The sequence below is a fragment of the Actinophytocola sp. genome, from assembly GCF_036002505.1.
In the GTDB taxonomy this organism is placed as follows: Bacteria; Actinomycetota; Actinomycetes; order Mycobacteriales; family Pseudonocardiaceae; genus DASYTH01.
In genome coordinates, this window is the sequence record NZ_DASYTH010000474.1 from 21,780 (window position 1) to 34,327 (window position 12,548).

Annotated in this window: 12 protein-coding genes and 1 pseudogene; 6 read left to right on the plus strand and 7 right to left on the minus strand. The window is 72.3% G+C overall.

Annotated features, from left to right (window positions below; translation table 11 throughout):
• Nucleotides 1–25: 25 nt before the first annotated feature.
• Complete coding sequence (locus VGR06_RS41855; RefSeq protein WP_327564815.1) at nt 26–1,267, plus strand: GNAT family N-acetyltransferase; 1,242 nt, start codon at nt 26–28, stop codon at nt 1,265–1,267.
• A gap of 59 nt (nt 1,268–1,326) precedes the next feature.
• Here the strand turns inward: VGR06_RS41855 and VGR06_RS41860 are convergent, their stop codons facing one another.
• The 3 genes from VGR06_RS41860 to VGR06_RS41870 form a co-directional block, all read right to left on the minus strand.
• On the minus strand, nt 1,327–2,163 hold the full coding sequence (locus VGR06_RS41860) for a TIGR03619 family F420-dependent LLM class oxidoreductase (protein ID WP_327564816.1): 837 nt from the start codon (nt 2,161–2,163) through the stop codon (nt 1,327–1,329).
• Nucleotides 2,164–2,286: 123 nt separating this feature from the next.
• Nucleotides 2,287–2,706, minus strand: a complete 420-nt coding sequence (locus VGR06_RS41865; RefSeq protein WP_327564817.1) for a VOC family protein — start codon at nt 2,704–2,706, stop codon at nt 2,287–2,289.
• Between the two features lie 20 nt (nt 2,707–2,726).
• Nucleotides 2,727–3,215, minus strand: coding sequence for a GNAT family N-acetyltransferase (locus tag VGR06_RS41870; RefSeq protein WP_327564818.1), 489 nt, complete (start codon nt 3,213–3,215; stop codon nt 2,727–2,729).
• 28 nt (nt 3,216–3,243) lie between these two features.
• On the opposite strand from VGR06_RS41870, the gene VGR06_RS41875 reads away from it, so the two are divergent.
• The gene (locus VGR06_RS41875) at nt 3,244–4,398 is read left to right on the plus strand and encodes a low temperature requirement protein A (RefSeq protein WP_327564819.1); all 1,155 of its coding nucleotides are present in this window, start codon (nt 3,244–3,246) and stop codon (nt 4,396–4,398) included.
• A gap of 348 nt (nt 4,399–4,746) precedes the next feature.
• On the opposite strand, the pseudogene VGR06_RS41880 reads toward VGR06_RS41875, so the two are convergent.
• Nucleotides 4,747–4,908: pseudogene (locus VGR06_RS41880) on the minus strand (TetR/AcrR family transcriptional regulator); the annotation flags it as partial.
• A 132-nt stretch (nt 4,909–5,040) separates the two neighbouring features.
• Here VGR06_RS41880 and VGR06_RS41885 point away from each other — a divergent pair.
• Nucleotides 5,041–6,462: an MFS transporter gene (locus VGR06_RS41885; RefSeq protein ID WP_414637455.1), complete on the plus strand. Its 1,422-nt coding sequence runs from the start codon at nt 5,041–5,043 to the stop codon at nt 6,460–6,462.
• Here the strand turns inward: VGR06_RS41885 and VGR06_RS41890 are convergent.
• A complete protein-coding gene (locus VGR06_RS41890) occupies nt 6,454–7,536 on the minus strand; it encodes a serine hydrolase (RefSeq protein ID WP_327564820.1) in 1,083 nt (360 codons plus the stop codon). The genes VGR06_RS41885 and VGR06_RS41890 overlap by 9 nt on opposite strands.
• An 82-nt stretch (nt 7,537–7,618) precedes the next feature.
• On the opposite strand from VGR06_RS41890, the gene VGR06_RS41895 reads away from it, so the two are divergent.
• A complete protein-coding gene (locus tag VGR06_RS41895) occupies nt 7,619–8,110 on the plus strand; it encodes a SigE family RNA polymerase sigma factor (RefSeq protein ID WP_327564821.1) in 492 nt (163 codons plus the stop codon).
• Between the two features lie 16 nt (nt 8,111–8,126).
• Nucleotides 8,127–9,032 carry a hypothetical protein gene (locus VGR06_RS41900; RefSeq protein WP_327564822.1) on the plus strand — a complete coding sequence of 302 codons (906 nt, stop codon included), beginning with the start codon at nt 8,127–8,129 and terminating at the stop codon, nt 9,030–9,032.
• 405 nt (nt 9,033–9,437) lie between these two features.
• Here VGR06_RS41900 and VGR06_RS41905 read toward each other — a convergent pair whose 3' ends face one another.
• Nucleotides 9,438–10,580, minus strand: a complete 1,143-nt coding sequence (locus tag VGR06_RS41905; RefSeq protein WP_327564823.1) for an MFS transporter — start codon at nt 10,578–10,580, stop codon at nt 9,438–9,440.
• A gap of 232 nt (nt 10,581–10,812) precedes the next feature.
• Complete coding sequence (locus tag VGR06_RS41910; RefSeq protein WP_327564824.1) at nt 10,813–11,208, minus strand: alpha/beta hydrolase; 396 nt, start codon at nt 11,206–11,208, stop codon at nt 10,813–10,815.
• A gap of 110 nt (nt 11,209–11,318) precedes the next feature.
• Between VGR06_RS41910 and VGR06_RS41915 the strand changes: the two genes are divergently transcribed.
• Nucleotides 11,319–12,548 (plus strand): alpha/beta hydrolase fold domain-containing protein, encoded by a 1,230-nt coding sequence (locus VGR06_RS41915; RefSeq protein ID WP_327564825.1) that lies wholly within the window; start codon nt 11,319–11,321, stop codon nt 12,546–12,548.

Sequence of the window (12,548 nt, forward strand, 5' to 3'; positions counted from 1 at the left end):
CGCGGGGGCTGGCAGGATCGCGCGCATGGACGCCAAAATCAGCCCACTGTCCACTTCGGACGGACCGGCCATCCAGGAACTGGTGCGGTGGTCGTTCGGTTTCACCGAGGAGGCCTTCGAGCCGGGGTTCCCGCCGGCGGTCCTGGAGTGGGACCGGGTGTCCGGGGCGTTCCTGGATGATCCGCACCGGCTGGCCGGGGTGCACGCGGTGCACTCGTTCGACGTCCCGGTGCCCGGCGGGCGGCTGCCCGGCGCCGGTCTGACCTGGGTGGCCGTGCATCCACGCGACCGCCGCCAGGGCGTGCTCCGCGCCATGATCGATCATCACCTGGACGGGGTGCACCAGCGCGGAATGGAGCCGGTGTCGCTGCTGTTCGCCTCCGAACCGGAGATCTACGGCCGGTTCGGCTACGGGCTGGCGTCGACCGAGGTGCGGGTCGCGGTGCCGCGGGGTACGGCGTTGCGCGAGGTCCCGGCCGTCTCGTCGCTCACCGTCGAGTTCGAGCGGGTGGACGCCGATCGGCACGCCGGCGTGCTGAGCCCGTGCTTCGACGCGGCCCGGGCGGAGCGGCCCGGGTGGGTCGGCCGCGCCACCCCGGGGCTGTGGCGGTGGGCGCTGCAACTGCCGCCGTGGATGGCGCGGTTGGGCGCCGAGCCGTTGTCCGTGCTCACCGTTTCCGACTCCGGTTCGCTGCGGGGTTATGCGTTGTTCCGGCGCTGGATGGCCGACTCACCGGTGGGTCCGGCCGGCACGGTGGAGCTGGTGGAGCTCGCTGCCGTGGACACGGCCGCGCACCGGGTGCTCTGGAACCGGCTGCTCGACCTCGACCTGACCGTGCAGGTCGTCTGCCACCGGATGGCCGTCGACGACCCGCTGCTGCACCTGCTGGTCAGCCTGCCCTCGGCCACGCCGAAGGTGAGCCACAATCTGTGGTGCCGCGTCGTCGACGTGCCCGCCGCGCTCGCCGGGCGCCGCTACGCCGCCCCGGTCGATGTCGTCCTCGAGCTCACCGACACCCGCTGCCCGTGGAACGCGGGTCGCTGGCACCTCACCGGAGACCCGTCGAATGCCCGCTGCGAGCCGACCTCCGCCACGCCGCAGCTGCGGTTGGACGTCCGTGAGCTGGGCGCGCTCTACCTCGGCGGCACCCCGCTGCTGGCACTGGCCGACGCCGGCCTGGTCGCCGTCGACGACCCGGCCGCCCTGGCGCCGGCCAGCACCGCGTTCGGCTGGCCGCGGGCGCCGTTCTGCCCGTGGGTGTTCTAGAGTGCCCTGAAGGTGACCTTCAGGACGCTCAACGTCCCGAAGGTCACCTTCAGGACACACTAGATGTTCCCGATGAGCGTGTCGCCGACGGTGCTGATCAACTCGTCCATCGCCCGGCCGTCCATGTCCGGTGGCTGGAGGACGAGCCGGTGCACGCCGGCCTCGGCGTAGCGGCGGGCGGTGTCCAGGTCGGGCACCGCGGGCGGGGTGATGGTGATCTCCAACTCCCCCAGCGCGGCCGGGCGCTCGTAGCGGGTGGCCGTCTCGCGGATCGTGGCCAGGGTGGTGGCGACCTGCCCGGGGTCGAGGTCCCAGCCGAACCAGCCGTGTCCACTTTGGACAGCCCGGCGGTAGCTGGCCGGCGCGTGGCCGCCGACGATGACGGGCGGGTGCGGTCGCTGCACCGGCCGGGGTAGCTGGGTGACGCCGTCGAAGGAGACGAACCGCCCGGCGAACCGGGGTTCGGGCTGCTCCCAGAGGGCCAGCATCGCGGCCAGGTACTCGTCGGTGCGCGCCGCCCGTTCGGACATCGGCACGCCCATCGCGCGGAACTCCGGCTCCGCCCAGCCGACGCCGATCCCGACCGTCAGCCGGCCGCCGGACAGGTGGTCGATCGACGTCAACTGCTTGGCCAGCAACACCGGTTGGCGCTGCGGCAGCACGATCACGCCGACGCCCAGCCGGATGCGCCTGGTCAGCGCGGCGAGATGGGCCAGCGCGACCACCGCCTCGAGGCGCGGCTGGCCCGGCGGGTCGTAACCGCCGGCCGGCAGCGCGATGTGATCACCGACCCACAGCGCCTCGAACCCGACGTCCTCGGCCAGCCGCGCCCGGCGCGCCAGCGTCTCGGGATCGGCGCTACTTCCCCGGTGCAGACCGTACACAGCGAACTTCACCGGGCCAGTCAACACGATCGGCCCGGGGCGGGGCGCTTCACGATGCCCTGAAGGCGGCCTTCGAGACGCTGACCGTCCTGAAGGCCGCCTTCAGGGCATTGGTCACCGTCGGAGCCGCGGGGATCAGGTGACGCAGAACTCGTTGCCTTCGGGGTCGGCCATGGTGACGTGGTGCTCGGGGTCCGACCAGACGATGGTGGCGCCGGCGGTTTGCAGGCGTTCGACGGTTTCGGTGATGAGCCTCCAGCGGTCCTCGGGGGCGCCGGTGCGGGAGACTTTGATGTCGATGTGCAGGCGGTTCTTGGCGACCTTGGGTTCGGGGACCTGCAGCAGGGACAGCGTCGGGCCGGCGCCGGTGGGGTCGTGCAGCCAGACGCCGTCGCCGTCGTCGTCCTCGGGGAGGTCGAAGCTGGCCAGCCACTCCTCGCGGGTGGTGAACGGGGCGGGTGGGGGCTGGTCCTCGTAACCGAGTGCGAGCTTCCAGAACTCGGCGAGCTTGGTCGGGTTGGCGCAGTCGAAGGTCAGGCCGACGGTGTGCGCCATGTCGTGACCGTACGCCGGGGCTACGACAGTTCCCGGACCAGGAGCTCGGTGCCGACGGTCGGGTCGCTCTCCAGGGGTTCGCGCCGGCCGGTGGGGATGAAACCGTTGCGCAGGAACAGGGTGCGGGCGGCGTGGTTGCCGTCGGCCACCCGGAGCTCGACCCGCGGGTAGCGGTGCTCGGTGGCCCAGCCGGCCACCTCGGTCACCAGCGCGTCGCCGGCGCCGTGGCCGCGGGCGGCCGGGGCGACCCAGAGCGCGACCAGGAGCAGGGTGCCGGTCCCCGCGGGGCTCCAGCCGCCGATGACGCCGACCGGCTCGCCGTCGAGGAACGCGGCGGCGGTCATGCCGTTCGCCGGGGCGAGCCGGCCGCGCCAGGCGGCCTCGTCGAAGGCCTGCTCGCGGGCGAGGGTGGAGCCGAACGCGTAGGGCGCTTCGGCGAGCGCGGTGAGCCGGACGTCGCGCCAGAGCTGCCAGTCGCCCGGTTCCAGCCGCCGCACCCGCACCGTCATGGTGGGAGCATGCGGGAGGATGCCGCGCATGAGCAACCGAGTTGCCGAGACGGTGCGGGTGTCCACTCTGGAGCTGTTCTTCGACCTGGTGTTCGTGTTCACGATCACCCAGCTCACCACGGTCCTGGTGGCCGACCCGGGGGCCGGCGGGCAGCTGCCGGCGGTGCTGATGCTGGGCGTCACCTGGTGGATGTACGACGGGTACGCCTGGCTCACCAACGCCGTGCCACCGGACACCACGGTGCGGCGGTTGCTGCTCATCGCCGGTATGGGCGGGTTCCTGGTGATGGCGCTGGCCATCCCGAAAGCGTTCGACGGCAACGGGATCGCGTTCGGCATCGGCTATCTCGTGGTCACGATCGTCCATATGGGACTGTTCAGCAAGTCCGGGACGCAGAGCGTCGTCGGGGCCATCCTGCGGTTCGCGCCGTACAACCTGGCGTCGGCGATCCTGGTGCTGGTCGCCGCCGCGGTCGGCGGGACCGCGGAGTACGTGCTCTGGGCCGCCGCGTTCGTGCTGCAGATGATCACGCCGGTGCTGACCGGCACCGAGGGGTTCATCGTGCAGGCCGCGCACTTCGTGGAGCGGCACGGCCTCGTGGTGATCATCGCGTTCGGCGAGTCGATCGTGGCCATCGGGATCGGCGCGGCACCCCTGCCGATGGACGGCGCGCTGGCCGGCGTCGCGGTGCTCGGCCTGGCGCTGACCGGATGCCTGTGGTGGTCCTACTTCACCGGCGACGACGAGGCCGCGGAGCGTTCGCTGGGCGGCATCCCGCACGACCGCCGGCCCCGCGCGGCACTGCTGGCCTACGGCTACGCGCACCTCGTGCTGCTCTACGGCATCATCGTGCTCGCCGCCGGCATGAAGAAGGCGGTCGGCCACGCCTTCGAGCACGCCTCCCCCGCCACGGCCTGGCTCCTCGCCGCCGGCGTTGCGCTGTTCCTGCTCGGCGACGTGCTCTTCCGCCTGGTGCTTTCCCTTCCCCGCAACGGCTTCCGGCTCGGCGCGGCCGCCGTCGCGCTCGCCACCGTCCCGTTAGGACGCAGCGGCTCGGTCGCCGCCCAGCTGGGCACGCTGGTCGTGATCCTGGCGGCCATGCTGATCGCGGAACGGCTGACCGGTGGCGACCGCGAGCACGTCCTCGGCGAAGGCGACCGCGGCGGGGGCGGCGCCGGCTGAGCCGAGGGTGGCGCCGTTGGCGTAGAGGCCGTCGATGATCAGCATGAGCCGGTCGGCGAGGATGGCGGGCTCGCGGGCTTCGGTGCGGTTGGCGAGGTCGTGCAGCTGGGCGCGGACCGCGGTGAAATGGTCGACGGCGACCCCGTGCGCGGGGTGGCCGGGCTCGGGGAACTCGGCGAGCGCGTTGCGCAGCGCGCAGCCACGGTTGCGGGTGACGGTGGCATCCGCGGCCACGGCCCGGACGATGGCGAGCAGTTGGGCGGCGTCGTCCTCGGGGTGCTGCTCGGCGGCGGTGCCGACGATGCCGGCCCAGTGCTCGGTGCAGCGCCGCAGGTAGGCCACGACCAGTTCGTCCTTGCTGGCGAACTCACGGTAGAACATGTTCTTGCCGCAGCCGTAGTTGTCGATGATCTGCTGCAGCCCGACGGCGTGCACGCCGTGGGCGTCGAACAGGTCCGCCGCGGTGTCCAGTATGTGGTCACGGGCATTCGCCGCAGGTCGTCGTGCCATTGCCACCTCCTGGAGCAAGTCTAGCGGACCGATCGGTCCCAATCGCCTTGACAGCGGCCGGCGCACCCCACCATGATCGGACCGGTCGGTCCCGGACCGATCGGTCCGGCAACAGTGGGGAGTCAGAACGTCGTGACCATCACCGAAGAGAATTCGCTCGACACCGGCACCGGCCGGCTCAGCCGCCGCGCCTGGGCCACGCTGCTCGTGCTGTGCGCGGCCCTGTTCCTGGACGCCCTCGACGTGTCGATGATGGGTGTCGCGCTGCCGTCCATCCGCACCGAGCTCGGCATGTCCACCAGCGCCCTGCAATGGGTGGTCAGCGGCTACGTGCTCGGCTACGGCGGGTTCCTGCTGCTCGGCGGCCGGGCCGCGGACCTGCTCGGCCGGCGCCGGGTGTTCCTCGTCTCGCTCGCCGTGTTCCTCGTCGCCTCGGGCCTGTCCGGGCTGGTGAACGACGGCTCGCTGCTGATCGCGGCCCGGTTCGTCAAGGGGGTCAGCGCCGCGTTCACCGCGCCCGCCGGCCTGTCGATCATCACCACGAGCTTCGCCGAGGGCCCGGCCCGCAACAAGGCGCTGTCGATCTACACCTCTACCGGGGCCACCGGGTTCTCCCTGGGCCTGGTGTTCAGCGGCCTGCTCACCGGCGTCGGCTGGCAGTGGGTGTGCTTCCTGCCGGTGCCGCTTGCGCTGGTCACGCTGATCGCCGGGGTCCGGCTCATCCCGCGCTTGGGACAACTCGCCGAGGGTGCCCGCGGCTTCGACGTGGCCGGCGCGGTCACCGTCACGGCCACCATGCTGATCCTGGTCTACGCGGTGGTCTCGGCGCCGGAGGCCGGCTGGGCCTCGGCCCGCACCATCGTGCTGCTGGCGCTGGCCGCGGCGCTCCTCGCGGCGTTCGTGATCATCGAGCGGCGGACGGCGAACCCGTTGGTACGCCTGGGCATCCTGCGTTCCGGCGCGCTGGTGCGGGCCAACCTCGGGGCCATGACGCTGGTCGGCGCCTGGTTCGGCACGCAGTTCATCACCACGCTCTACCTGCAGCAGCTGCGCGGCTGGTCGGCCCTGGAGACCGGGTTGGCGATCTTTCCGGCCGGGTTCCTGGTCGCACTGATCGCGCCGCGGGTGGCGCCGCTGGTGACCCGGTTCGGCGTGCAGCGGATGATCGTGGCCGGGCTGGGCTCCGCGGTGGTGGCCTACGCGCTGTTCCTGCGGATCGGCGCGGACACCCCGTACGCCGCGCTGCTGCCCACCTTCATCCTCGCCGGGCTCGCCTTCGGGCTGGCCTACGGGCCGCTGAACATCGCCGCCACCAACGGAATCCCGGAGCACGAGCAGGGGCTGGCCAGCGGCCTGGTGAACACCTCGTTCCAGTTCGGCGGCGCGCTGGTGCTGGCCGTGGTGACCGCGGTGGACAACGCGGCCACCGGCCCGACGCCGGACGGACTGCTGGACGGCTTCCACGCCGCGCTGGTGGTGCCGCTGATCGTGGCCGCGCTGGGTGTGCTGACCGCCGCGTTCGGCATCCGCCGGCCGGTCCCGGTCTCAACCTGACGCGAACACGGACATGATCACGTCGCTGACCGGTTTGGACCTGCCCGCGTCGGTCGAGGTGATCACGAAGGTCAGGTCGTGGCCGGGGTCGACGCCGATCACCTGGCCGCGGGCGCCGACGGCGAAGAAGGTGCCCGGCAACTGCGGATCGAGCCACCACCCCGAGCCGTACTGCGCGTTGGTGCGGCTCGGGGTCCGGCTGTAGTCCACCCAGTGTGGAGGTAAGATCCGCTGGCCGTCCCAGATTCCGTCGCGCAGGAACAGCAGGCCGAACTTGGCGTAGTCGAGGGTTCGGGCGTACGCCGCGTACCCGCCCAGCCAGGTGCCCTGGTCGTCGTAGGACAGCGTGACGCTCATGCCCAGCTTGCCGAACAGGTCGGCCTTGATGAACTCGGTGAACCGCGCGCCGCCGCCAAGCGCGGTGGCCATGGCGCGGTCGACGATGAACGTGCATCCCGTGCAGTAGTGGAAGTTCGTCCCCGGCGGGTGCGTGAGCTTGCGCTCCGCCACGAACTTCGCCGCGTCGTGGGTGCCGGTCGAGGCGGCGATGTCGGTGTCCTCGTTCCACTCCAGGCCGCTGCTCATCCGCAGCAGATCGTCGAGGGTGATCGCGGCGCGCGGGTCCCCCGCGGGCCACTCGGGCGCGCCGGCCGGCGCGGTGACCGTGAGCTTTCCTTGGTGTACCAGGATTCCGACCGCGGCCGAGGTGATGGACTTGGCGACCGAGAAGGACGGCATATTCTCGTCCGCGCCGTCCAGCGGGTTGGCGCTGTACCGTTCGTAGATCAGCCGGCCGTGGTGGACGATCGCGACCCCGCGGACCCGCTTGTCCGCTCCCCCGGCGAACGCCTCGTCGACCACCCGGTCGACCGCCGTGCGGTTCGTACCGGCCGGCCATTCGCCCCGCGGCCAGTCCTTCGTCGGGTACGGCACGTCGCCCGGCTGGCCCGGGAAGCCGCTGGCCGGCGCCGCTCCCGCGGACGAGCGCGACACGCCGGCCGGCGGTGCGGCGACCGGGCTGACCGCGCATGCCGACGCTGCCAGACCGATCAGGACCAGAGCTCCCCACCTCATGCCGAAAACGGTAGCCAAGGCGCAACCCCGGCGGTGCGCGTCGCCGTTAACCGTGATGTAAGAGGCGCACGCTGGAGGTCGGGTGAAGCGGTCGGACGAAGCCGGGTACCGGGACTACGTCACCTGCCGGATGGAGGTGCTGCGGCGCACCGCGTACCTGCTGTGCCGGGACTGGCATCTGGCCGACGACCTGGTGTCGATCACGATCGGCAAGCTGTACTGGCACTGGCACCGGGTCGCCGGCGTCGAGCACCTCGACGCGTACGTGCGCCGGATCCTGGTCCGCACCTGGCTGGACGAGAAGGACCGGCCGTGGCGGCGGGAGGAGCCGACCGACGCGCTGCCGGACGTCCCGGCGGCGCCGGCTCACCGGGTCGTGGAGCGGGCCGGGCTGCTGGACCTGCTGGCCACGCTCGCGCCGCGGCAGCGTGCGGCCGTGGTGCTGCGCCTCTACTGCGATCTCTCGGTGGAGGAGACCGCCGAGATCCTCGGCTGCTCGGCCGGAACCGTGAAGAGCCAGACCGCGCGGGGGCTCGACACGTTGCGCGCCCGGGCCGCCGAGGTGCCCGACTAGCGGAAGAGAAAGTGTGATGGACAGAAAGATGTTCGACGAGGCCATCGGGGAGGTGCCCCCGTCCACCGTGGACGTCGACGGGGTGATCGCCCGCGGGCGCCGCGCGGCCCGGATCCGCCGGGTGGCCAACCCCTGGGTGGCCACCGCGGCCGGGGTGGTCGCGATCGCCTTCGGCGCGGTGGCGGTGCTGCTGCCGGGAAACCAGGAGGGCTCCGTGGGCGCGGGGGGTGCGCCGCCCGCCCCGATGTCCACAGTGGACTCGTCGCCGGTTTCGTCATCGGCACCGACGTCGACCCCCGTGACGTGCGGCGGCCGGACCGCGGTGCCACAGGTGCCGGCCGCGGAGGCCACGGCCACGTCGGCCCGGCTCACCAGCGCGCTCACGTCGTCCGTGCAGGCCGCGCTGCCGGCGGGCAGCCAGCTCACCGCGAACCCGACCGGGGAGTACCCCAAGGGCACCCCGCACGGGCCACTGGAGTTCTACTACGTCTTCCAACCCCTTGTGCCGCTTGAGAACGGCTGCCAGGGCGGGGTGAGCGAGTACTCGGCGTGGGCCACGATCAGCGTGTCCGGGGTGCAGAAGGGCAACCTGATGGCGCTGGTCACCCCGCCGTCCGGGAACTCCCAGCCGCTCGCGTGCCCGGGCGGAACCGTTGCGGACGCTCAGTATTCGTGCAACCGGCAGACCGGGCCGAACGGCGAGGCGATCCTGACCAGCACGCTCACCCAGAACGGTGGCGGTCCGACCCTGTACCGGGTCGAGGTCGACCGGCTCGACGGCACCAGCATCCTGCTGGACAGTGCCAACGTCCCCGGAGACGCCAAGCAGGGCGGGCGGCCGGCCAGCCCGGTGCCATCGCTGACCCACCAGCAACTGATCACGATCGCGCTCGGCGACGGCCTGACGGTGGGTTCCCGTTAACGACAAAGCTGTGGGGCCGCGCCCAGCGCGGTCCCACATTTGTCCGACCTGTACACGGGATAGGGACCGACCCGGGGTTGATGTCGCCATGGCAGCAGCGTGATTCCGCGGCAGCCTCACCCAACCCGCCGCGGTCCCGTTACCAACCCCGGGCCGTGGTGCCGGTTCTCCTCCCGGCATCCCTTACTGTGGCCCAAACGCCCGGGTCGGCAATAGAGGACAACGACCCTCGCCGGCCCCGGCCATTCGGCCTACCTGGGTGTGTCTGATGGATCTTCGCGGGTTGACAAAGCCTCGCGCCGACCAACGCAGCCTCAGGGGACCGTGACGGAACTCAGCCACAATCCACCCGACAACTGACCGTTCGCTGGAACGCAACCGCGTTAAAAATTCCGGAGAGGCGGACTAGCCGCGGCGGGCCGGGCGCAGGGCCGTGAGCATGAGCCCGGCGGTGACGGCGAACGCGACCGGGTAGCCGGTGTGCGCGGCGACGAGACCGAAACCGGCGGCGCCCGCGCCGTATCCGGTGTCGTAGGCCAGGTTCCAGACCGAGCTCGCGGTGCCGTAGCGGGACTCGGGCACCCGGTTGAACATCAGGGCCAGGGTGGCGTTCTGGATGACGCCGAAGCCGGCGCCGAACAGGATCATCCCGGCGAGCACCGCGACCGGGCTCGTGGTCAGGACCAGAGCCGCGATGCCGAGGGCTGCGGTGACCAGGCCGGGGACGAGCAGGCCGGTGGCCCCGTGCCGGTCGCCGTGCCGGCCGGCCCACCAGCGGGCCACGGTGGCGGCGACGGCGTGCAGGAACAGCGCGGGCGCGGCGAGCGGTCCGGCGACGGCCAGCGGCACGAAGCTGACCACGATGCCGCCGGCGGTGGTGGTGGCGGCGAACACCAACGCCGGTCGGGCCAGCGCCGGGTCGCGCAGCCCGGCCAGCACGCCGGCCGGTGCCTCGGCGGTGGGAGTGCGGCCCGGCAGCCCGGCCGTGGCGGGCAGCGCGGCCAGCGGGATCAGCGCGCCGGCGGTGAACACGGCGGCGTAGCCGACCTGTCCGGCGAGCCAGACGCCGAGTGGCAGGGCGACGACGGCCGGGATGCCGACCACGACGCCGTACACGCCGAGGCCCTCGCCGCGGCGCTCGGCCGGCAGCAGCGAGCCGACCAGTGCCCCGCAGACCACCACGAGCACGGCGAAGCCGAGGCCGCGGACCAGGCAGATCACCAGGATCGCGGGCAGGCCGGCCGCCGCGGGAAGCGCCAGCGCGGGGGTGCCGAGCAGGACCAGACCGGCGGCGACCACGATCCGGTAGCCGAACCGGGCCACCAGGCGCGGGATCACCAGCTCGGCCAGGATCGTGGCGAGCATGAGCGCGGCGGTGGTCAGGCCCGCACCCCCGCCGCCGGCCCCGGACGCTGTGGCGTATCCCGGCACCACGGACACCAGCAGGTAGAAGCTGTTCCCGCCGCTGAAGCTGATCACGAACACCAGCAGCAGGGCGCGGCTGAGCAGGGCCGGCCGCGGGGTCTTGTCGATCAGGCTCGTCGTCATGCCACCAAACTATGGCGGGATTGGTCCTACTATGAAGTCCAATGCACGTCACGCTGAGAGGACCAATTTTGTGATGCCGCACTTGCCGCGGGAAGTTCCCACGACAGGATGGACTTGTCGCGGGTAGTTCCCGTGACAAGTCGGCTTGTCCCGGGCCGGATCCAGCCGGCGAGGGCTACCTCTTTGCTCTCCGCGAACGGTCCGTCGGTCACCAGGTGGTCGCGGTCCCCAGTCATGGCCTTGTCCTTTCTGGACTCGTCGGTGGTTCGTCGAGCAGCCGGAGCACGGGCCAGCCGGTGGCGGTGGCCTGCCGGGCGACCTCGGCGGCCAGGGCGGTCGCGGCACCGACGCCGGCCAGCAGCAGCCGGTGCGGGTCGGCGCCGAGCTCGGCGGCGTGGTCGGCCGCCCACTCCACGACGGCGGTGGCGTCGTCGAGGCCGGTGACCGGCGCGGCGAGCACGACGAGGCCGGCGCGCGTGCACAACGCGCGGCAGAGCGGGTCGACCTCGTCGACGTTGCCGTCCAGCAGAACCAGCAGCGCGCGGTCCGGCGTGGACGGTTGGTGGACGCGGCCGCGCAGGGTGCCCGTGCGGCCACGGAGGTGCACGTCGGCGACCCGGATGCTCATGGTGGTGACGCTCGCACCCGGTCCGTGCCGAAGGGAAAGGCCGAGTGCGTATGGCCGTGGTGCGCGGCCGGCATGACCGCGGCGCACCGGGTTGGGCCAGAATCGGCGGCATGGACGAGGGGATGGGGAAGGTGCTGGCACTGCCGCAGGCGCCGGACGCGATCGAGCTGCGGCACCTGCGGGCGTTCGTGGCGGTGGCCGACGAGCTCAACTTCGGGCGGGCCGCGGCCCGGCTCTACCTGTCCCAACCGGCGCTGAGCCGGCAGATCCGCGCGCTGGAGCGGCTGGTCGGCTGCGCACTGCTGCGCCGGTCAACGCACCGGGTCGAGCTGACGCTGGCCGGCGAGGCGCTGCTGGACCGCACCCGGAAACTGCTCAGCGGCGTGGACGAGGCGATCTCGGCGACCCGCTCGGTGGGCGGCGAGCTGGCCGGCCGGATGGCCCGGATGTGGGAGCCGTTCGCCGAGTTCGCCGCCGCCGATGAGGACCTGCAGAACCTGCGCACCGCCACCGAGGACATGCACGGCCAGTTCCCGCAACTCGACGACGTGGACGTGCGCCCGGTCAACGCCGGCGGGGTCCCGTCGCTGCTGCTCACACCGCAGCCGGAACGCCCGCTCGGGCTGCTCTACCTGCACGGCGGCGGCTATGTCACCGGTTCCGCGTTCGGCTACCGGCACCTGGCCGGCGCGCTCGCGGCCGCCGCCTCCGCCGCGACCCTGCTGCCCGAGTACCGCCTCGCCCCCGAGCACCCGTTCCCGGCCGCGCTCGAGGACGTGCTGCGCGCCTACGTCTGGCTGCTCGACGGCGGCACCGACCCGGCGACGCTGGCCGTGGCCGGCGACTCCGCGGCCGGCGGGCTGGTGCTCTCCCTGCTGCTCAGCCTGAAGCAGCAGGACCTGCCGCAACCGGGGTGCGCGCTGCTGCTGTGCCCGTGGGTCGACCTCACCTGCGAGTTGCTCGGCAAGGCCAAACCCGATCAGGTCGTGGTGACGCCCGAGCAGGGCCGCCACTTCGCCGGGCTCTACCTCAACGGCCACCCCGCCGACGACCCGCTGGTCAGCCCCCTGACCGCGGACCTCACCGGCCTGCCGCCCCTGCTCGTCCAGGCCGCCACCGGCGACACCACCCTCGAGGAGGCCCACCAGCTCGTCGACCGCGCCCGCGCCCACGGCGTCGAGGCCCGCATCGAGCTCTACCCCGTTCCCACCCACGACTTCCACGTCTTCTGGTCCTTCCTCCCCGAAGCCCGCGAAGCCCTTCACCAGGCCGGCAAATTCGCCCAGGACACCACCCGCACCGACGACCGGCGCACCTCGCGCACCGGCGGTGACCCCTGA